Raw genomic sequence first — 20,870 nt, forward strand, 5'->3', positions numbered from 1 at the left:
GAACAAAATAGGAATGACAGGCAAGCAGTACGGCTTACTCGATCTGGATTTGCGACAACGCCTTGTCTTGCGCTTCTTTCGCCTTGCGCTTGATGTCGAGTGCATGGCGGTTGCCCGTGTCCATGCGCAGTACGGCATTCGCATTGGCAATGGCACAGTCGTATTTGCGCTGGCTCATGCAGTGGCTCGCTTCGGACAGACTGTCCGTGATCACGCTTTCCAGGCCGCTAGTCTGTTTGGCGGGCGCCGGCGGCGGTGTCACCTTGGCGGGCTTGACCGGCTTTTCCACGACAGGGGGCGGGGCCGCTGCTGGAGCCGGCTCGGGTGCCGGAGCAGGCGCTGCCGCTGGCTCAGGCTCGGGCTCGGCAGCTGGTGTCGCGGCAAGGTCGCCCGCCGTGCCGCCATCGAGCGCAGCGTCATCGATGGCCAGCGGCTGCTCGGCGGCAGGCGCAGGTTCCGCCTGCGCGGGCACGGCTGGCGCGGCTTCTGGCGCCGCGACAGTCGGCTTGCCTGACAGAAAATAGTAAGCGCCCGCACCGCCCAGCAGCACCACCGCTGCGACGGCGGCGGCGATCAGTTTCGTGCGGTTGCCAGCCGGTGGGCCGTCTGCAHTCGTGTCGGGGGCGCCGTCTGACACAGGGGCGGGAGCGGCTTCTGGGTGCAGTGCTCGGGTGAGCTTCGGGACGGGCTCGGCACGGCGCTTATCCAGCACGGGCGGTGGCGGCGGTGGCGCAACCGGTTCCGGCACGGGCGCCGGGGCGGGCTCAGGCACGTACACAAGCTCTACGGCGGGCTCAGTCACTGGCTCGATAGCGGGCGCAATGACGGGTTCCGGCAGCGGTGGCGGCACCGGCACGGCAACGGGCGCCACGGCAAAGCTGAACGCGCACTTGGGGCAGAACTTGGCGTCAAGCTTGCAATCATGGCCGCACTGGCCACAAGCTTTGCCGGGTACGGGAGCGGCTGCGGCAGGAGCAACGGCAAACGTCGTGCCGCAGGAAGAACAGAATTTGGCGCCCGGCTTATTCTCGGCCTGGCAGGAAAGGCATTTCAATTGGCATCTCTTTTCATATCAACGCTGGGAGTCACGTACGCTGGCGCTTGCCAGAATGGCAGCTTTGTTGCTGTACGGCTAAATATTCAACGAGTATATTTTCAAACCCCAAGTTGCCACAAGGGAAAATTGCCTTTTGCTCTATCCAATTTTTAAATATTGGTAAAAATCCCGCCACCACGGCGTCCGCCGCCCCATCTTGGTGCGCAGATAGCAAAAAACCCGGCAACGCTGTACGCATTGCCGGGTTTTCAGTCGATGCCGGGGACAGTGAGGCTGGTTTACTTGCGCCCGCCCCGTGCTGGCGCCCCATGAGCACCCTTGGCTGGCGGCTTGCTGCCACGACCCATCGGCGCGGCGGCCGGCTTGGCCTTGGTCTTGATGGTCGACAAGATCGATGGGCGCACCTTCGACTCGGCGGCCGACGCTTTGGGCGCCGCTGCCGTACCGCCCAGGGCGATGCGGTTCTTGCCTGGCGTGACCTTGAACTTGTCCGGCGTGCCGGCGCCATGCGTCTGGCGGCTGCGCTCGCCTGCCGCCAGGCCGCCCGACTCCGACGACGTCCAGGCGGGTATCAAATGCTTGTCGCCATTGCCGATCAAGTCGCCACGGCCCATGTTGACCAGCGCTTCGCGCAGGATCGGCCAGTTGGCCGGGTCCTGGTAGCGCAGGAACGCTTTGTGCGTGCGGCGGATCTTGCCGCTGCGCGCCGTTTCCACCGCTTCCGAATCCGCTGTCACCTTGCGCAAAGGATTCTTGCGCGTGTGGTACATGGTCGTGGCCATGGCCATCGGCGTGGGCATGAAGGTCTGCACCTGGTCCAGCTTGAAATTGTTTTTCTTCAGCCACAGAGCCAGGTTCAGCATGTCCAGGTCCGTCGTGCCAGGATGGGCGGCGATGAAATACGGGATCAAATACTGCTTCTTGCCTGCTTCCAGCGAGAAACGGTCGAACATTTCCTTGAACTCGTCGTACGCGCCGATGCCGGGCTTCATCATCTTCGACAAGGTGCCCTCTTCCGTGTGCTCAGGCGCAATCTTCAGCAAACCACCGACATGGTGCGTCACCAGTTCCTTCACGTACTCGGGCGAACGCACGGCCAGGTCATAGCGCAAGCCCGAGCTGATCAAGACTTTCTTGATGCCAGGAATGGCGCGCGCCTTGCGGTACAGCGAGATGAGCTTGCTGTGGTCCGTACCCAGGTTGACGCAGATGGACGGGTACACGCACGACAGGCGGCGGCACGACACTTCGATCTCTTTTTCCTTGCAGGCCAGGCGATACATATTCGCCGTCGGGCCCCCCATATCGGAAATGGTGCCCGTAAAGCCTTTGGTTTTATCGCGGATATGCTCGATTTCACGCAGGATTGACGGTTCCGAGCGGCTCTGGATGATGCGGCCTTCATGTTCCGTGATCGAACAGAAGGTGCAGCCGCCGAAGCAGCCGCGCATGATGTTGACGGAAAAGCGGATCATTTCCCAGGCCGGGATATGCGCCTTGCCATAGCTCGGGTGGGGGGCGCGCGCGTAGTTCATGTCGTACACGCCATCCATCTCGTCCATGGCCAGCGGCAGCGGCGGCGGATTGAGCCACACGTCGCGTTCGCCGTGCGCCTGCACCATGGCGCGGGCATTGCCGGGATTCGATTCCAGGTGGAACACGCGCGACGCGTGCGCATACATGACGGGGTCATCCTTGACGACGTCGTAGGCGGGCAGGCGCACGACCGTCTTGTCGTGCTTTTCCTTGGCCATGGCCAGGCGCTCTTCGCGGCTCATGATGCGGATCGGCTTGATGACTTCGGCCGATTTCGACGCATTTTCCGTGGCGCAGGCGGTCTTGTCTTCCTGCACCATCTCATACGGGCTGTAGTGCGGATCGATCTTGCCGGGCACGTCAACGCGCGTGGAATTGTGCACGCCCCAGTCGTCACCGGGCAACCAGCCGGACGGCACCATGAAGGCCGTGCCGCGCAGGTTACGGATATCCTTGATCGATTCGCCAGCGGCCAGGCGGTGCGTCAGGTCGACCAGCGCCCGCTCGGCATTACCGAAGATCAGCAGATCGGCCTTGGAATCGGGCAAGACAGAACGGCGGACCTTGTCCGACCAGTAATCGTAATGGGCGATGCGGCGCAGCGATGCCTCAATGCTGCCGATGACGATGGGCACGTCGGGATACGCTTCGCGCGCGCGCTGGGCGTACACGGTGACGGCGCGGTCAGGGCGCTTGTTCGGTTCCGCATTCGCCGTGTAGGCGTCGTCGGAGCGGATCTTGCGGTCGGCCGTGTACTGGTTGACCATGGAATCCATATTGCCGGCGGTAATGCCGTAATACAGGCGCGGCTTGCCGAGGATGCGGAACGCTTCGGCCGACAGCCAGTCCGGCTGGCTGATGATGCCGACTCGGTAGCCTTGCGCTTCGAGCAGGCGGCCAACGAGGGCCATGCCGAAACTCGGATGGTCGATGTAGGCGTCGCCCGTGACGAGGATGACGTCGCACTGGTCCCAGCCCAGCGCGTCCATCTCGGCACGCGACATCGGCAGGAAAGGCGCCACGGCAGCGCGGGCAGACCGCTTGGGAACGGTCGCAAATAAATTGGTAGGGGAGCTCATAGGGTACGGATTGTACCGGAATTGGCCATTTCCAACCTGACGGCCTGCTTTTTACTGTTGGATTTCAGTACAAAAAACGTTTATTTTTCAATCACTTGGGGTCAGACCCGTTGGGTCTGACCCCAGAATTTTTGACTGCTGGGGTACGACCCGGCGGGTCGGACCCCGATCAAATTCCCATATTCGCCAAAATCTCACCAAGCTCCCGCAACGCCGGCTCCAGTTTCGGGTGCTTGACGGCAAACTTGGCCGACAATTCCTGGCTACGCTCGGCCAGGCCATAGGTGGTCGACTCTTCTTCCTGTTCCTGCGCGGCGCGCTTTTCCATCAACAACTTGATGTCGACATCGAGTTTTTGCAGCAAACCATGCAGTTCTTCATCGACGGGGCCGCTGGTTTCCAGTGTCGAATGCAGTTGTTGCAGCGATTCCTTGAGTTTGCTATCCATGTTTTTTCCTGTCAGTCAGTAAATTGCGTGTCCAGGAACAATTGTTCAACCTTGCTCCTGGCCCACGGGGTCTTGCGCAAAAACTTCAGGCTCGACTTGATGCTGGGATCGCTGATGAAGCAATTGATATCGATGTGCTTGGCCAGGCCGTCCCAGCCGTAGTGGGCTTGCAGGCGCGTCACGATACCTTCCAGGGTGATGCCATTCAAATCTTGCTGACTCATATACTCTTTCGACTGCCTTCTTGTTTACATCTTACTCAATTCTACGCCGCCGGCACGGAAAGCTTGCGTGCGCCATGTCAACGCAACGCAAGCTTCTGATGAGGACGGCTTACTTCGCGTTCAAGCCGCGGCGTTCCAGCAGCGGTTCCACGGTGGCATCGCGGCCACGGAAGTCGCGGAACAGTTGCAGCGCATCGACGCTGCCGCCGCGCGACAGCAATTTGCTGCGGAACCAGTCGCCATTCTTGCGCGTCAGGCCGCCGTTTTCCTTGAACCAGTTGACCGATTCCGCGTCCAGCTTTTCCGACCACAGGTAGGCGTAGTAGGCCGCCGAGTAGCCGCCCGAGAAGCTGTGCGAGAAGTAGCTGGTGCGGTAGCGCGGCGGCACGGGCGCGTAATCGACACCCGCGTCTTTCAGCGACGCCGCTTCAAAGGCCAGCACGTCGGTCGGGATCTGGCTCGGCGTCAGCTGGTGCCAGCGCTGGTCCAGCAGGGCCGCCGACAGGTATTCCGTCGTCATGAACCCCTGGTTGAATTTCTTGGCCGCCGTCACCTTGTCGAGCAATTCCTGCGGCATGGCCGCACCGCTCTGGTAGTGCTTGGCATAGTTTTGCAGCACTTCCGGCCAGACGGCCCACATTTCATTGACTTGCGATGGATACTCGACGAAGTCGCTCGGCACGCTGGTGCCGGCAAAGCGCGGGTATTTCACGTTCGAAAACATGCCGTGCAGCGCATGGCCGAATTCGTGGAACATGGTCGTCACTTCATCGAACGTCAGCAAGGTCGGCTGGCCGGCCGGCGGCTTCGGAATGTTCAATTGGTTGGCGACGACCGGATGCGTGCCCATCAAGGACGATTGCGACACGTATTCATTCATCCACGCGCCGCCATGCTTGTTGCCGCGCGCATAGAAGTCGGCGATGAACAGGGCCAGCGGCTTGCCGTTGGCGTCCGTCACGTCGTAGACGCGCACGTCCGGGTTGTACACCGGCAAATCCTTGCGTTCCTTGAAGCTGATACCGTACAGTTTATTCGCGGCAAAGAAGACGCCGTTGTTCAGCACGCTGTTCAATTCCAGGTATGGTTTCAGCTCGTTTTCATCGAAGTTGAAACGCTGCTTGCGCAGCTTGTCCGTGTAAATGGCCCAGTCGGCCGCCGCCACCTGGAAACCGCCTTTTTCCGCATCGACCACTTGCTGCAGGTCGGCCGCTTCGCGGCGCGCGTTGGCAACGGCCGGTTTCGCCAGTTCCGACAGCAAGGTATTGACGGCCGTCGTGGTCTTGGCCGTCTGGTCTTCCAGCGAATACGCGGCGTAGTTGGCGTAACCGAGCAAGGTGGCCCGTTCGGCGCGCAGTTTCGCCAGTTTCAAGACGATGGCGCGGTTGTCGAACTCGCCGCCCTGGCTGCCACGGTTCAGCGACGCATCCATCAGGCGCTGGCGTGTCTTGCGATCCGTCAATACGGCCAGCGGCGGCTGGCCGCTCGTATTCACGAGAGCGATGACGAACTTGCCCGTCAAGCCGCGTTCCTTGGCGGCAGCGGCAGCCGTATCGATATCGCTGTCCGTCATGCCGGCCAGTTCAGCGCGCGTGTCGACGACGATGCTCTTGGCATTCGTTTCCTTCAGCACGTTTTGCGCGAAGGCCGTTTCCAGGCCTGCCTGCTCGGCGTTATAGGCTTTCAATTTTTCCTTGTCCGCATCGGACAGCTTGGCGCCGGCGCGCACAAAGTCCGTGTGATAGCGGGCCAAGAGGCGCAAGGATTCGGCATCGAGGCCCAGCTTGTCGCGCTTGGCGTACAGGGTGTCGATGCGGGTAAACAATTTCGGATTCAAGGTGATGGCATCGCCATGCGCGGCCAGTTTTGGCGACACGTCCACTTCCACCGCCTCCAGCACACTGTTCGTGTTGGTCGACGTCATGTTGCTGAAGATACTTTGCACGCGGTGCAGCAGCTGCCCCGTGCGCTCGAGGGCCACGATGGTGTTTTCGAACGTGGGCGCCTGGCGGTTGTTGGCAATGGCGTTGACTTCGGCCAGCTGGCGTTTCATGCCTTCGGCAAACGCCGGCGCGTAGTGCTCATCCTTGATCAGGCCGAACTGCGGCATCTGGAATGGCAGCGGACTGGCTTTCAGCAGAGGGTTCTGGGCGCTGACGGCGGCGGCGGGCGCGGATTTTGCAGTGGCGGCAGCCATGGCGGATGGAGCGGCGTGGGCCAGCATGACGCTGGCGGCGATGACGAGCAGTTGTGGACGGATCATGACATCTTTCAGAAAGCGCGGGGAAGAGCCGCGATCGCGTCGCGGGCCAGTGGCAGATCATAGCAGCCTGTCACACAGGCGTCATCCAACATGGGCGATCCTGTGGTGCATCGCGCCAACTGCGCGCTTTACCACGGTGTGCGTGGCGATTCGCCAAATAAAAATGGCCGCCCATTGCATGGCGGCCACTGATGTTCATCACCGGCCAGGCCGGTGACGGGTACGAGGATTACTTGCCGTTCAAGCCACGGCGTTGCAGCAGCGGCTCGATCTTCGCATCGCGGCCGCGGAAGTTACGGTAGATGTCGAGCGCATCGGCGCTGCCGCCGCGCGACAGCAGTTTATTGCGGAACCAGTCGCCGTTCTTGCGCGTCAGGCCGCCGTTTTCCTTGAACCACTCGACCGTGTCGGCGTCGAGCTTTTCCGACCACAGATACGCGTAGTAGCCGGCCGAGTAACCGCCCGCGAACGCGTGCGAAAAGTAGGTGGTGCGGTAGCGCGGCGGCGCCGGGGCGAAATCGACGCCCGCATCCGTCAAGGCGGCCTTTTCAAAGGCCAGCACGTCGGTCGGGATTTGCGCCGGGGTCAGCTGGTGCCAGCGCTGGTCCAGCAGGGCCGACGCCAGGTATTCCGTGGTTTTGTAGCCCTGGTTGAAATTGTCGGCCGCCGTCACTTTCGCCAGCAGCTCGGCGGGAATAGCCGCGCCCGTCTGATAGTGCTTGGCATAGTTTTGCAGCACTTCCGGCCACAGCGCCCACATTTCATTGACTTGCGACGGGTATTCGACGAAGTCGCGCGGCACGCTGGTGCCGGCGAAGCGCGGGTATGTCACGTTCGAAAACATGCCGTGCAGCGCATGGCCGAATTCATGGAACATGGTGTTGACTTCGTCAAACGTCATCAGGGTCGGCTGGCCCGCTTCCGGCTTCGGAATGTTGAGATTATTCGCGATCACCGGCTTGCGGTTCAGCAAGGTCGATTGGCCCACGTAGGCATTCGCCCAGGCGCCGCCGCGCTTGTTGCTGCGCGCGTAAGGGTCAAGCGTAAAGATGGCCAGCTGCGTGCCGTCTTCATTGAAGACGTCGTAGACCAGCATGTCGGACGTGTAGACGGGCAAGTCGGTGCGCTGCTTGAACGTGAGACCGTACAACTTGCCTGCAGCAAAGAATACGCCCTTGGTCAGCACGCTGTGCATTTCAAAGTACGGTTTCAACTGCGTCTCATCGAAGTTGTAGCGTTCGGCGCGTACCTTGTCGCTATAGAAGGCCCAGTCGGCGGCACCCACCTTGAAGCCGCCTTTGCCTGCATCGATGACCTTCTGGATATCGTCCGCTTCGCGGCGCGCATTGACGACGGCCGGCTTCGCCAGCTCGCCCAGCAGGGCGTTCACAGCGGTCGTGTCGTGCGCCGTCTGGTCTTCCAGCGAATACGCCGCGTAGTTCGGGTAGCCCATCAGCGCGGCACGTTCGGCGCGCAATTTTGCCAGCTCCAGCACTTCCTGGGTGTTGTCGAACTCGCCGCCACGGCTGCCGCGCGCTTGCGAGGCGGCCATGATGCGTTCGCGCAAGGCGCGGTTGGTCAACAGCGACAGCGGCGCCTGGCCCGTCGTGTTGACGAGGGCGATCACGTATTTGCCGTCCAGGCCGCGCTTCTTGGCCAGGCCGGCGGCCACTTCGATGGCGGCCGGCGACAGGCCGTCCAGTTCCTCGCGCGTATCGACGACGACGGCCGACGCGTTCAATTCCTTCAGCACGTTCTGCGCGAACTTGGTCGACAGGGCAGCGAGCTGGCCGTTGTAGGCGCGCAACTTTTCCTTGTCCGCTGCCGACAGCTTGGCGCCGGCGCGCACGAAGTCCGTGTGATAGCGCTCGAGCAAGCGTTTCGATTCGGCATCGAGGCCCAGCTTGTCGCGCTTGGCGTACAGGGTATCGATGCGCTTGAAGAGTTTGTCGTTGAGCATGATCGCATCGCTATGGGCCGCTATTTTCGGCGCCAGTTCGCGTTCCAGACCCTGGATCGTGTCATTCGTATTCGAGCCGGACATCACGGAAAACACGGTGCGTACACGGCTCAGCAACTGGCCCGAGCGCTCCATGGCCACGATGGTGTTGTCGAACGTGGCAGGTTTCTTGTTGTTCGCAATCGCACTGATTTCCGCCAAGTTGGCGGCCATGCCTGCCGTAAAGGCGGGTGCGTAGTCGGCGTCCTGCACCTTGTCGAACGGCGGATAGTTGAATGGCAGGCTGCTCGCTTGCGCAAACGGGTTCGAGGCGGGCAGTGTTGCCGCCGCGGTAGCGGTGGAGGAAAACAGCGCAGTCGAGGCAAAAACGGCGGCGGCTGGCGCCAGCATCAGGCTGGCGGCGATGACGAGCATTGTTGGACGGGTCATGTCTTCTTTCAAGAAACGCAAGAGAGCCGCGATTGTGTCGCGGGCCAGCCTGAAATAATAACAGCCTGAAACACTTGCGTCACCAGCAACTACCGATGGTAGCGCGCCCGCCTTTGATGAACGGTTTTCACGTGTCCCGCGTCACGATGCCGATTTAATAATGCGGCGGACGCTCGTTGACCAGCCCGCCATTCGCCTGCTGCGCCCCGTCGCGCACGTGTTCGCCCAGCTTGTGCAGCATCGCTTCGAGCTGATCGATGCGCTTGCCCTGCTGGTACACCATCTGGTTCAGCGATTCGACCAGGTCTTCCTGCTGCGCCAGCTTGATTTCGATATCGACGAAACGTACTTCCATCTGTTCTGCATTGTCCATGGTGCTCACGGTGACTCCTGACTGAAAGCGGCATTTTACCGCCGCAGCGGCGTGAGCCAGGACAAACAAGCGGCATTCTTGCCGAAGCGGTGCCGATTTCTGCCTATTCTCTCCATATGGCTGAATCAAACCGCTTGACGAATGAGAACAAACGATTACAATGGACGTATCCACTTTGCCTGAACCACTGCTGATCGACACGCGCAAGACGGCTGAATACCGCCGCTGGGAAGACTCGCTGCACGACGTGGCGGCCGCCACCATCGATGCGCGCATCAAGCATTTGCAGCACGGTAAAAAGGGCGACTGGCGGCCCGTGGGCGAAGGCGTGTGCGAGCTGCGTTTTTTACAGACGGGACCGGGCTGGCGCGTGTATTTTCACGAAACCAACCTGGGCACCCTGATCTTGCTGCTGCTCGGTGGCGACAAGTCGAGCCAGCGGCGCGACATCAAGCACGCGCAAGCGATACTGCAAACATTGAAGGCCCAACAGGCGGCCATCCGGAAGCAAAAAGCGGCGGCCAGCCCATCGACAGGAGCACGAAAAAAATGAACGACCATACTGACGCTGACGGCTTCGACCTCGACGACCTGGAAGCATTAGGCCTGAGCAAATTTGATCCCACACAACACCTGACCAGCAAGGCCGCCGTGGCCGCCTACATGAGCGAAATCGTCGCCACCGGCAACGCGGAACTGTTCCAGTCAGCCATGAACGACGTGGTGCGCGCCTACGGCATGGGCAAGGTGGCGGCCCGGGCCGACATCACGCGCGAAGGCGCATATAAAGCCTTGCGCGAAGGCAGCAAGCCGCGCTTTGAAACCATTTTAAAGATGCTCGATGCGCTGGGCATGCAACTGGCCATCGTGCCGAAAACCACGCCAGACGGCGCCGTGGAAGCGTGAACGCCGCTTAGCCCTTCGGCGCGGCCAGCAAGGCCTTCATGCGCGCCAACCGCTCCTTGGGCGAAATCACTTCCGCCTCCGTCGGCACGGCGTCGCCCACGTCGAGTTCCATTTCCTTGATGAAGCGCGACGGGTCGCAATGGACTTGCTCGCCAGCCCGCTTGCGCTTCTTGCACCACGTGATGTGCAAGGTGCGCTGGGCCCGCGTGATGCCCACGTACATCAGCCGCCGCTCTTCCTGGATGCGCGCGGCGATGGTTTCGGCCGGCGCGTCAGGGTCGCCCTTGTGCGGCAAGATGCCCTCTTCCACGCCCACCAGAAACACGTGCGGAAACTCGAGACCTTTCGACGCGTGCAGGGTCGACATGCGCACGGCGTCCTGCTCCTCGTCCTTGCCTTCGAGCATGGTCATCAGGGCCACCATCTGCGTCAGTTCCAGCACGTTCTTTTCTTCGCCGTCGCGGTCCTTGCCACCCCGGCCCCGTTCCTTGAGCCAGTTGACGAATTCCAGCACGTTCTGCCATTTGCTTTGCGCTTGGCGTTCCTCGAAAGCATCGTACAGATACGATTCGTAGTGGATTTCCTTCATCATGTCGTCCAGCACTTCGGCCGCGTTGTCGCCGCTGCCGGCCGCGCCGGGACGGCTGGCGCGCGATTCGAGGTCGTTGATGAAGTTGCAGAAGTCGCGCAGCGGCCCCAGCTGGCGGTCCGTCAGCTTGGCCTCGATGCCGCCTTTGAACACGGCCTGGAACAGCGAGCACTGCCACTGCCCCGAAAATGCGCCCAGCACCTCCAGCGTCGATTGCCCCACGCCACGGCGCGGCGTCGTCACGGCGCGGATGAAAGCCGGATCGTCATCTTCGTTGGCCAGCAAACGCAGATAGCTGATGATGTCCTTGATCTCGGCCTTGTCGAAGAAACTCTGGCCGCCCGAAATCGTGTACGGGATGCGTTCCTTGCGCAAGCATTGCTCGATGATGCGCGCCTGGTGGTTGCCCCGGTACAAAATCGCGTAGTCGGAAAATTTGTTCTTGCGCTCGAAATGGTCGGCCGAAATCATGATGGCGACCTGCTCCGCCTCCTGCTCGTCCGTCTGCATGCCCAGCACCTTGATCGGTTCGCCCAGGCCGTGCTCGGACCACAGCGACTTTTCAAACAGTTTCGGGTTGTTGCCGATGACGGCATTGGCCGCGTTGAGCACGCGCATGGTGGAGCGGTAATTCTGCTCGAGCTTGATCACGCGCAGATCGGGGAAATCCGTTTCCAGGGTCTTCAGGTTTTCCACGGTGGCGCCGCGCCATGCATAAATGGCCTGGTCGTCGTCGCCCACGGCCGTAAACATCGGCTTCTTGCCGATGCCCGTCACCATCAGTTTCACCAGTTCGTACTGGCAGGTGTTCGTGTCCTGGTATTCGTCGACGAGCAGATAGCGCAGGCGGCGCTGCCACTTGTCGCGCACGGGGCCGTTGTTGCGGAATAGTTCCACCGGCAAACGAATCAGATCGTCGAAATCGACGGCCTGGTAGGCGGACAAAGTCGCCACATAGCTGCGGTAAATGCGCGCCGCGTTGGCTTCATCTTCATCCTTGGCTTGCGCCAGGGCCATGTCCGGATCGATCAGGCCATTTTTCCAAAGGGACATGGCGTTCTGGATGCCACGAATGACCTGTTTATCGGTGGTAATGGCAAGGTCTTGCACGAGGGAAAAGCAGTCGTCGCTATCCATGATGGAAAAGCGGTCCTTCAAGCCCACGCCATTGGCTTCCTGGCGCAGGATTTTCACGCCCAACGAATGGAAAGTCGACACCGTCAATTGCTTGGCCTGACGCGGCTGTTTTAATAACTTGGCGATACGTTCCTGCATTTCCAGCGCCGCCTTGTTGGTGAAGGTCAACGCGGCGATGGTGCGCGGGTCATAGCCCCGATCTTCGATCAGATGGGCGATCTTTTGCGTGATCACGCGCGTCTTGCCCGAACCGGCGCCCGCCAGCACCAGGCAAGGGCCGTCGAGGTAGGTAACCGCTTCGCTTTGGGGCGCATTCAGACCGAACTGTGGTGCTTTGGACATCAGGGTATTTCCGCAGGGAACAGCAGCCCATTGTAACAGCGTCGCGCAGGCTATTTGCACGGCGGACCATGCCTGAAAAACAGGCATAGTCATTGATATATCGCCATATGCCGTCATCTTGGCCGATTCAATGCGTGCGGCGATGCCACGCCTGGAGTACCATTCCGCCTATATCGCCCGTGCGCGCCCACTTACCGAATGGCAGTCCCATGAAATTTGAACACCTGATTGAAATCAACGATCCATTGAACCCGCTGATCGACACCTTGACTCTGGAACAGGTGTGGCGCGGCCTCGTCTTGCGCGCCGAGTCGCCGAAGCTGTTCGTGCCGCACCTCGACGAGTGCCAGATCAGCGAGCGCAGCGACGCCGGTTTCGCGCGCAGCCTGCGCTATGGCGAACTGGTCATCAACGACAAGGTGGTGCTGATACCGCAACTGCAGGTGCGCTACGAGGTGCCGGCGCAACAGGATATCAGCGCGTCCTCGCTGGTGATGACCATCGAAATGCCCGACGAAGCGAGCATGTGGGTGCGCTTCCAGTACGACGACGGCCACGATGCGGCCACCGACGCGGCCAACGCCCTGTACGACGACTTCCGCCGTTCCGCCTACAAGGAGTCCGATATCGATACGGTGCGCATCATGCGCGAGCTGGCGCTCGAGGGACGGCTCGATGCTGGTCTGCTGAACTAAATCAAACCCGCGCGCTGCGGCCCCACAGCTGATCGGGCCTAAACTGCAGTCCCGCCTGCTCCGCGCTCAGCACTTCGCGAATCGCATGCAAGTCCACACGCGTATCGCGCCGCAGCGGCACGTCCAGGCGCGCGCCGCGAGGGCCGATCAGCGACTGCACGTGCGGCGTAGTGGCATTCAAGCCCTTGCGCGTGACGACGCCGATTTCCCCATTGAGTAGTTTCACGAAAGTGCCGACCGGGTAGATGCCCAGCTCGCGCACCAGCAGCGAGGCCAGCGGCGCATCGAGGGTGGCCTTGTCGGCCATCAGCATTTCGCGCAGGGCCACGTTCGGCAGCAAGGGCTGGCGGTAGCTGCGCTTCGATACGCGCGCGCAATAGCGGTCGGCCAGCATGATCAGGCGCGCGCCGATGCCGATCGCCTCGCCTTGCGTGCCCAGCGGATAGCCGCTGCCATCGATATTTTCATGATGCTGCAGCACGGCTTGCAGCCAGACGGCGTCCGTGACGCCCGCCGCGCGCAGCAAGTCGACACCGGCTTGCGGATGGGCGCGCAAATAGGCGCGTTCCTGCGCGTCCAGCGGCCCCGCCTTGTGCTGGAAATGGGCGTGGCGTTCCAGCATGCCCACATTCATGCTCAGCGCGGCCAGCACCACGCTGCGGATCACGCCGTCATCGAGTTTCAGGGCACGCGCCAGCAGAGCCGTGATGACGGCCGTGTCGACACTGTGGCGCACGGCAAAGTCGCCCGCGCCCTGGTTGTGCAGGATGCAGGCCAGCGCCACGTCGGCGTCCAATGCAACGGCCTCTTCCACCAGCTGCGCCAGCGGCGCGAGGGATACATGGCTGTCCTCCTGCCCGGCGGCAATGACCGGCAAGACGAGGGCCAGGCCAGCCGTGACGAGATTCAGCATGCGCAGGGCCGACGGTGCTTCCGTGGCCGTGCGCGGCACGTCGGCACTGGTATCGGCGATGACGCCGCGCGCCAGCAGCAATGCGATCTGGTTCTCGCTGCTGATGACATGGCCCAGCCTGGCCAGCAAGCCGCCCGTCTCGCTGTGCACGTCCCAGGGCAGGGCCACGCCCAGTGCGAGTTCTCCCGCATAAATGCGCCGAATTTTCACATCGTCTCCGTGTCATCGCCAGCCGCTACCCTTTTTACCATTGCGGCATGGGCGGCATGTGCCAATTGAAATGTTTTTTGCTTTTAATCAATATTTCAATGTGGCAGCGATGATCGCGCAATCATGTGAGCTTGTCTACAAAATTATGTAAATCATAAAGTTGCCTTCAAGGTCCCGGTGTGCAATCGGCGCAGCCGGGCGCGTGTTCCGGGTCTTTTTCCAGGTGCAGCGCCAGTTCGCGCAAGGCCGTGCGCACGCCTTCCTCGATGACGGGGTGATAGAACGGCATCTCGAGCATGGCCGGCACCGTCAGCTGGGCTTGGCAAGCCCAGGCGAGCAGATGGCCCAGGTGTTCCGCCCGTGGGCCGATCAGTTCGGCGCCGAGAAAGCGCTTGCTGCTGAACTCCGCATATACGCGCAGCAAGCCCTGGTTTTGCAGCATCACGCGGCTGCGGCCCTGGTTGCCGAACGACACGGCGCCGACGGCGAAGCGGCCCGCGTGGCTCACGCACAATTGCTGGTACGTGGCACCCACGGTGGCGATCTGCGGTTCCGTGAAGGCAATCGTCAACGGCGTGCGGCGCAAGCCCGATTTGACGTCAGGAAAGCGCGCCGCGTTGTCGCCCGCGATGCGGCCCTCGTCGGCCGCTTCAGGCAGCAACGGCAGTTCGTTATCGGCATCGCCGGCGATGAAGATGGCGCTCTTGCCGCACTGCATGGTATGCCGGTCATGCAGGGGAATGCCGTGACGGTCGAGCTCGATTTGCGCCGCCTCCAGGCCGATCTTGTCCACGTTCGGCGCGCGGCCGATGGCGGCCAGCACATACTCGAACTGCTCGGTTTTTTCCACGCCGGCGTCATCGCGGCTGGTCAGCAAGATGCCGCTGCCGTCAGGCGTTTTTGTCATGTGCGCGACCTTGGTCATGAAACGGATATCGAGTTCGCGCGCCAGCACGGCATCCGCCTCGCGCAGCACCAGCGGGTCCGTCAGCTGCGCGACTTTATTGCCGCGCGCAAACAAGGTCACGCGCACGCCCAAGCGGGCCAGCGCCTGGCCCAGTTCCAGGCCGATGACGCCGCTGCCAACCACGGCCACCGAGCTGGGCAAATCCGTCCACTCGAACACGGCGTCGCTGGTGATGAGGCGCTCGCCCGCCGCCTGCCACTCGGGCGGCACGATCGGCGTGGAACCGGTGGCGATCACCACGCTGGCGGCCTCGACGATCGTATGCTCATCCACCTGCAGCTTGCCTGGGCCGATGAAGCGCGCATGGCCGCGCAGTTTTTCTTCGTCGGGAATCGCATTGACGCCGTCGAGCACGAAGCCGACAAAGCGGTCGCGCTCGCTGCGCACCCTGGCCATCACTTGCCGGCCATCGATGCGCACGGGGCCCGGATGCACGCCGAAACCGGGCGCGGCAGCTACCGCATGGGCCGCCTCGGCCGCCGCGATCAGGAGTTTGCTGGGCATGCAGCCCACGCGTGCACAGGTCGTACCGTACGGCCCGCTTTCGATCATCAGCACGCGCTTGTCATGCATGCGCGCCGCCCTGTGCGCCGTCATGCCGGCCGTGCCGCTGCCGATCACGGCCACATCCACTTGTATCGTCTTCATGGTGCTATCCATCCACTGAGGTTGCTCACAGCGTTCGATACTACCCGTTTGCCGAAAATAAGGTTTTACTTTGCAGCAATATATGCATTAGTATAACTAATCATTTTCAAAATTTATAAGCTGAGCTAATGGGATCACTCGATTATCGCGCGCTGGCCGTGCTGGACGCCGTGGCCAGTCATGGCAGTTTCGACAAGGCCGCCCTGGCGCTGGGCATCACCCAGTCGGCCGTCTCGCAGCGCATCAAGGCGCTGGAAGACGCCAGTGGGCGATTGCTGATCATCCGTGGCCAGCCCGCCGTGCCGACGGGCCTGGGCCAGCGCCTGATCGTGCATCACCGCAACGTCAAGCTGATGGAAGCGTCGCTCGACATCGACCTTGGCAACAGCGTCAGCATGCCGGAAATCGCCATCGCCATCGATGCCGACAGCCTGGCCACGTGGTTTCCCGACACCTTGCCGGCCCTGCTGGCGCCGCCGCGCTGCCAGCTCGACGTACGGCTGGCCGACAGCGACAGCGCCCTGCAAATGGTGCGCGACGGCTCCGTGTTTGGCTGCGTCGCAGCCGAGTCCGGCACAGCGATCGACGCGGCGGCGGCCACCAGCGTCACGCCGCTGGGTGCCTTGCGCTATGTCTGCGTGGCGACACCCGTGTTTGCCGGGCACTGGTTCGGCGATGGTTTTATTGCCGAGGCGGTGCAACTGGCGCCGGCCGTCGTGGGCCAGCACAGCTTGCTGGCGCGTTTCCTCGCTGAACAATTGAGCATGCGTGAACCATTCCCCCACCATACCTTGCCGGTGGAAACGGCGCGCCGCGGCTGCGTCCAGGATGGCCTGGCCTACGGCCTGATGCCGCAGCGCCTGGCCGCGCCAGCGCTGGCGACGGACCGTCTCGTGGATCTGATGCCGGGCAGCACCCTCGACGTAGCACTGAGCTGGCACTCCTGGACCCTGGACACGCCGTTTACCAAGCTGCTGTCGGAACAGATCGTCAAGTCGGCGCGCGATTACCTGCAGTAATCAGATATCGAGCGGGTCCACTTCCAGCGACCATTTCACGCGCGTCTTCAGGGCGCGCAGCTCGGCTAACCATTCCTTCAAGAACGTCTGCAGCGCGGGCCGCGAGGGCGATTCCAGCAGCAGCTGGGCGCGGTCCACGTTGTAGACGCGCGTCATGCTCATGGGAATCGGGTCATTGATGGTCACCTGCGGGTGTTCCATGCACTCTTTCGCCGCCTGCAGGAATTCGATGGCCGTGGCCAGCTCGGGTGCCTCGGCGCGCAGCAGGGCCTGGAACAGGTAGGGCGGCAGCGCCGCCTGCGCCCGCTCTTCCAGCAAGGTGGTGGCGAAATGGTCGTAATCGTGGTTGACGACGGCGTCGTACAGCGGATGGCGCGCATAGCGCGTCTGGATCAGCACTTCACTGACGCTGCCCCCTTCCGTCTGCGCGGCCCGCCCGGCGCGGCCCGCCACCTGCATCAGCTGGGCGAACAGCCGTTCGCTGGCGCGGTAATCCTGCGAAAACAGGGCCGTGTCCGGATTCAAGATGCCGACCAGGGTCAGCTTTTTGAAATCGTGGCCCTTGGCCACCATCTGCGTGCCGATCAGAATATCGACTTCGCCCCGGTGCACGGTGTCGAACGCTTCCTGCGCGCTGCCCTTCTTGCGCGTGGAATCGGCGTCGATGCGCAAAATCCGCGCCTCGGGAAACAATTGCTGCAAGCCCTCTTCCACGCGCTGCGTGCCGCGTCCCAGCGGCTGCAAGTCGACGTTGCCGCAGGTGGGGCAATGGCGGGGAATGCGCAGTTCCAGGCTGCAATGGTGGCAGCGCAAGCGGTGTTCGGGTTTGTGCAGCACCATGAACGAGGTGCAGCGCGTGCAATTGCTAATCCAGCCGCACGATTCGCAACAGATGACGGGCGAATAGCCGCGCCGGTTCAGGAACAGCAACGACTGCTCCCCGCGCTCCATGCGCAGTTTCAAGGCGGCTACCAGATGCGAAGTCAGGCCATCTTTCGGCTTGTCGCGCTCCATGTCCAGGATCTTGACACGCGGCAATACCGCATTCCTGACGGCCCGTTCGCGCAATTCCAGCTTGCGATAGCGCCCCGTCTGTGCGTGGTGCCAGCTTTCCAGCGACGGTGTGGCCGAACCGAGCACGATCGGAATCTGCAATTGCCAGGCGCGCCACACGGCCAGGTCGCGCGCGGAATAGCGCAAGCCTTCCTGCTGCTTGTAGGAAGGATCGTGCTCCTCGTCGATGACGATCAGTTTGAGCTTCGGCAACGACGCCAGGATGGCCAGCCGCGTGCCGAGCACGATGCGCGCCTGGCCCTGGTGGGCGGCCAGCCAGTGCAGCATGCGCTCGCCCTCGGACAGGCTGCTATGCAGGGTCGCCAGCATGACGCCGGGAAAGCGCGCGCGGATATTGCCTTCCAGCTGGGGCGTGAGGTTAATTTCCGGCACCAGAATCAGGATTTGCGCATCGTCCTCGCGCGCCAGCACCTGGGCGCAAGCTTGCAGATACACTTCCGTCTTGCCACTGCCCGTCACGCCGTACAGCAGGGTCGGCTTGAAGCCCTGGGCGCCGCCGATGGCGTCCGCCGCTTCCTGCTGGGCGGCATTCAGGGCCGGCATGTTCAGCGGCGTGCCGTCGTGCGCGTCGGCCAGCTTGCCCAGCTTCTTGATGGCGCGGTCGAGCGCCACGGTGGTGAGCACGCGCAAATTTTTCGGCAAACCGGGCAGCGCTACTTCACCGAGCGGGCGCTGGTAGTAATCGGCGGCAAAGGCGGCCAGCGCCAGCCACTGTGCCGACAGCGGCGCCAGCTGGCTGCGCACGGCCAGCACGTCCTTCAATTTCGCGGCGGGCACGTCGGTGCTGTCGGAGACGCCGACGATCAGCCCCATCACTTCGCGCCGGCCGAAGGGCACCAGCGCCAGCTGTCCCACTTGCGGCAGCGGCGCGGCAACGTCCGCACCGGCATCGGCCGCCGCGTTCCAGCGGTAGTCGAACAGGGCGTTCAAGGGCGTGTCGAGCGCGATTTTCAGGATGCACGACGTCAAAATGCACTGCGACATGGGGGATGGGCCTATCTCAATAAAAAAACGCGCCGCAGGGTCGGTGGCGCGCGGGATGTCCGGCATCAAGCCAGCGGGCCATGATACTTGTTTCGCCCATCAAACACCTAACGGCAGGCAGGACAGCGTGTCATCGTGCCTGAAGAAAATTCTGTGGATAACTTTGTGGACAAAGCAAAATTAACTTTCAGAAAAATGTGGACAGAAAATTTCGATCGCCGTCAAGAGCAGTACGCAAGAAAAATTAATCTTTTAAAATCAATGGCTTAAAAATTGATGCCCGGGAAGCCATAAATCCACAGGGCATTTCCGCTGCTGTGCATAACTGAACCATTTGTAATGTATTTATACAGAAATCAGCACCGTTTTGATGCATGCGATCCGCAAAAATACGGGAGGAATGAAGCAAAGTTGACAATTGCCGGGCAAGCGTTCGTTTTTAGCTGACGAGCGGCGAAACATTGTTCAATTATCATGCACTGCAACATGCACTTCAGGTGAAACCTGAACATCGGCGCTAAGTATCGGTTAACAAAATACTTTTCAATTTTATCCACAGAATCTGTTGATAACTTTGTGGACAATGAAGGAATAAGGCAAGCGAACGAAAGAATAACCTTATCAATAGCAACAAAGTCCGCCGAACAATGTATTTTTTATGTCTTAATAATCAAGCACTTGCAGAGCGCCTCCGGGCATGGCTTTTACACTGCCTCTTATTTCCGCAGCAAAAAAAATTGTGCATAAGTCGGTATTTCTTGCTACGGCGCAGCAAAGAAAAAGGCAGGCTTCCGCTGGAAAGCCTGCCTTGACTTGCCCCTGAACCAGGGGGAAGCGAATACTTACTGGCCGCTGCGCATGGCGCGGCTCATGCTGTGCACGGCTTCCACCATGGCTGCCACGGATTCCGGCGGCGTGAACTGGGAAATGCCATGGCCCAGGTTGAACACGTGGCCCGTGCCTGCCGATGGCGCGCCAAACGCGTTGAGCACTTTCGCCACTTCGGCGCGGATCTGATCCGGGCTGGCAAACAGGATGGCCGGGTCGAGATTGCCCTGCAAGCCCACTTTATGGCCGACCAGCTGGCGCGCGCGCGTCAGGTTGACGGTCCAGTCCAGGCCCACGGCATCGGCGCCGATGTCGGCGATCTGCTCGATCCACTGGCCGCCGCCCTTGGTAAACACGATGGCGGGAATCTTGACGCCATCCTTGTCGCGTTTCAGCTGCGCCACCACTTGCTGCATGTAGGCCAGCGAGAATTCCTGGTAGGCGCCGTCAGCCAGCGCACCACCCCAAGAGTCGAAAATCATCACGGCTTGCGCGCCGGCATCGATTTGCGCATTCAGATATTGCGCCACGGAGGTGGCGTTGATGGCCAGGATGTGGTGCATCAGGTCCGGGCGGTTGTACAGCATCTTCTTGATGGTATGGAACTCTTTCGAGCCGCCGCCTTCCACCATGTAGCACGCCAGGGTCCACGGGCTGCCGGAAAAACCGATCAGCGGCACGCGGCCATTGAGTTCCGTGCGGATTTGTGTGACGGCCTTGAAAACGTAGTCGAGCGACTCCAGGTCCGGCACTTGCAGCGCCTTCACGTCCTGTTCCGTGCGCAGCGGACGCTCGAACTTCGGCCCTTCGCCATCGGCGAAATACAGGCCCAGGCCCATGGCGTCAGGCACCGTCAGGATGTCGGAGAACAGGATGGCCGCGTCGAGCGGGAAGCGCTCCAGGGGCTGCAAGGTCACTTCCGTGGCGTAATCGGGATTCTTTGCCAGACCCAGGAAAGAGCCGGCCCGCTCGCGCGTGGCGCGGTATTCGGGCAAATAGCGGCCCGCCTGGCGCATCAGCCAGACGGGAGTGTGCTCGGTCGGCTGGCGCAGCAGGGCGCGCAGGAAAGTATCATTCTGGAGCGGAGCAAATTGTGGCATGGCAGGCAATCGAGCTTGGAGAAGCGGTATTATCGCATCCAATCGCTGCCATTTCATTGATTCCGGTGCCGCTTTGCAGCATTTGCCAC

At 61.5% G+C, this 20,870-nt stretch carries 18 protein-coding genes and 1 pseudogene; 5 read left to right on the top strand and 14 right to left on the bottom strand.

All coding sequences use genetic code 11. The features are described from left to right. Positions 1-34: 34 nt before the first annotated feature. The 9 genes and pseudogenes from AC4BCN_RS00375 to AC4BCN_RS00415 form a co-directional block, all read right to left on the bottom strand. Positions 35-772 carry a hypothetical protein gene (locus AC4BCN_RS00375; protein ID WP_490493645.1) on the bottom strand — a complete coding sequence of 246 codons (738 nt, stop codon included), beginning with the start codon at positions 770-772 and terminating at the stop codon, positions 35-37. 174 nt (positions 773-946) lie between these two features. Then, a pseudogene (locus AC4BCN_RS00380) lies at positions 947-1,054 on the bottom strand (zinc-ribbon domain-containing protein); the annotation flags it as partial. Positions 1,055-1,085: 31 nt separating this feature from the next. Then, entirely contained in the window at positions 1,086-1,295 is a 210-nt protein-coding gene (locus AC4BCN_RS00385) for a hypothetical protein (protein WP_490492309.1), read from the bottom strand. A 40-nt stretch (positions 1,296-1,335) separates the two neighbouring features. Continuing rightward, a complete protein-coding gene (locus AC4BCN_RS00390) occupies positions 1,336-3,597 on the bottom strand; it encodes a YgiQ family radical SAM protein (RefSeq protein WP_490493643.1) in 2,262 nt (753 codons plus the stop codon). Positions 3,598-3,841: 244 nt separating this feature from the next. After that, positions 3,842-4,120 carry a DUF4404 family protein gene (locus AC4BCN_RS00395; protein WP_034753883.1) on the bottom strand — a complete coding sequence of 93 codons (279 nt, stop codon included), beginning with the start codon at positions 4,118-4,120 and terminating at the stop codon, positions 3,842-3,844. An 11-nt stretch (positions 4,121-4,131) separates the two neighbouring features. Further along, a complete protein-coding gene (locus tag AC4BCN_RS00400) occupies positions 4,132-4,344 on the bottom strand; it encodes a VF530 family protein (RefSeq protein ID WP_034753881.1) in 213 nt (70 codons plus the stop codon). Positions 4,345-4,453: 109 nt separating this feature from the next. Next, the gene (locus tag AC4BCN_RS00405) at positions 4,454-6,607 is read right to left on the bottom strand and encodes a M3 family metallopeptidase (RefSeq protein WP_490492310.1); all 2,154 of its coding nucleotides are present in this window, start codon (positions 6,605-6,607) and stop codon (positions 4,454-4,456) included. 229 nt (positions 6,608-6,836) lie between these two features. Then, positions 6,837-8,996: a M3 family metallopeptidase gene (locus AC4BCN_RS00410; RefSeq protein WP_490492311.1), complete on the bottom strand. Its 2,160-nt coding sequence runs from the start codon at positions 8,994-8,996 to the stop codon at positions 6,837-6,839. 154 nt (positions 8,997-9,150) lie between these two features. Continuing rightward, positions 9,151-9,369 carry a SlyX family protein gene (locus AC4BCN_RS00415; RefSeq protein ID WP_034753936.1) on the bottom strand — a complete coding sequence of 73 codons (219 nt, stop codon included), beginning with the start codon at positions 9,367-9,369 and terminating at the stop codon, positions 9,151-9,153. Positions 9,370-9,529: 160 nt separating this feature from the next. On the opposite strand from AC4BCN_RS00415, the gene AC4BCN_RS00420 reads away from it, so the two are divergent. Both AC4BCN_RS00420 and AC4BCN_RS00425 read left to right on the top strand, forming a co-directional pair. Beyond that, positions 9,530-9,922, top strand: a complete 393-nt coding sequence (locus AC4BCN_RS00420) for a type II toxin-antitoxin system RelE/ParE family toxin (RefSeq protein ID WP_490492312.1) — start codon at positions 9,530-9,532, stop codon at positions 9,920-9,922. Further along, positions 9,919-10,275, top strand: a complete 357-nt coding sequence (locus AC4BCN_RS00425; RefSeq protein ID WP_100874891.1) for an addiction module antidote protein — start codon at positions 9,919-9,921, stop codon at positions 10,273-10,275. Before AC4BCN_RS00420 ends, AC4BCN_RS00425 begins: the two co-directional genes overlap by 4 nt. 7 nt (positions 10,276-10,282) lie before the next feature. Here the strand turns inward: AC4BCN_RS00425 and AC4BCN_RS00430 are convergent, their stop codons facing one another. Next, positions 10,283-12,343 carry a UvrD-helicase domain-containing protein gene (locus AC4BCN_RS00430; protein ID WP_051991465.1) on the bottom strand — a complete coding sequence of 687 codons (2,061 nt, stop codon included), beginning with the start codon at positions 12,341-12,343 and terminating at the stop codon, positions 10,283-10,285. Positions 12,344-12,552: 209 nt separating this feature from the next. Between AC4BCN_RS00430 and AC4BCN_RS00435 the strand changes: the two genes are divergently transcribed. Then, positions 12,553-13,038 carry an SRPBCC family protein gene (locus AC4BCN_RS00435; protein ID WP_046683204.1) on the top strand — a complete coding sequence of 162 codons (486 nt, stop codon included), beginning with the start codon at positions 12,553-12,555 and terminating at the stop codon, positions 13,036-13,038. A gap of 1 nt (position 13,039) precedes the next feature. Here the strand turns inward: AC4BCN_RS00435 and AC4BCN_RS00440 are convergent, their stop codons facing one another. Together AC4BCN_RS00440 and AC4BCN_RS00445 are read right to left on the bottom strand one after the other, a co-directional pair. Further along, a complete protein-coding gene (locus AC4BCN_RS00440; protein WP_456148022.1) occupies positions 13,040-14,161 on the bottom strand; it encodes an HD-GYP domain-containing protein in 1,122 nt (373 codons plus the stop codon). Between the two features lie 166 nt (positions 14,162-14,327). Then, the gene (locus AC4BCN_RS00445) at positions 14,328-15,776 is read right to left on the bottom strand and encodes a dihydrolipoyl dehydrogenase (protein WP_490492313.1); all 1,449 of its coding nucleotides are present in this window, start codon (positions 15,774-15,776) and stop codon (positions 14,328-14,330) included. A gap of 128 nt (positions 15,777-15,904) precedes the next feature. Between AC4BCN_RS00445 and AC4BCN_RS00450 the strand changes: the two genes are divergently transcribed. Further along, entirely contained in the window at positions 15,905-16,795 is an 891-nt protein-coding gene (locus tag AC4BCN_RS00450) for an ArgP/LysG family DNA-binding transcriptional regulator (protein ID WP_490492314.1), read from the top strand. Here the strand turns inward: AC4BCN_RS00450 and AC4BCN_RS00455 are convergent, their stop codons facing one another. Further along, positions 16,796-18,853, bottom strand: coding sequence for a primosomal protein N' (locus AC4BCN_RS00455; protein ID WP_490492315.1), 2,058 nt, complete (start codon positions 18,851-18,853; stop codon positions 16,796-16,798). A 135-nt stretch (positions 18,854-18,988) separates the two neighbouring features. Between AC4BCN_RS00455 and AC4BCN_RS00460 the strand changes: the two genes are divergently transcribed. Further along, a complete protein-coding gene (locus AC4BCN_RS00460; RefSeq protein ID WP_490492316.1) occupies positions 18,989-19,123 on the top strand; it encodes a hypothetical protein in 135 nt (44 codons plus the stop codon). Positions 19,124-19,695: 572 nt separating this feature from the next. Here AC4BCN_RS00460 and hemE read toward each other — a convergent pair. Further along, a complete protein-coding gene (gene hemE, locus AC4BCN_RS00465) occupies positions 19,696-20,781 on the bottom strand; it encodes a uroporphyrinogen decarboxylase (protein ID WP_332861865.1) in 1,086 nt (361 codons plus the stop codon). Between the last annotated feature and the right edge of the window lie 89 nt (positions 20,782-20,870).

This window comes from Janthinobacterium sp. Bl 1 (genome assembly GCF_058215535.1).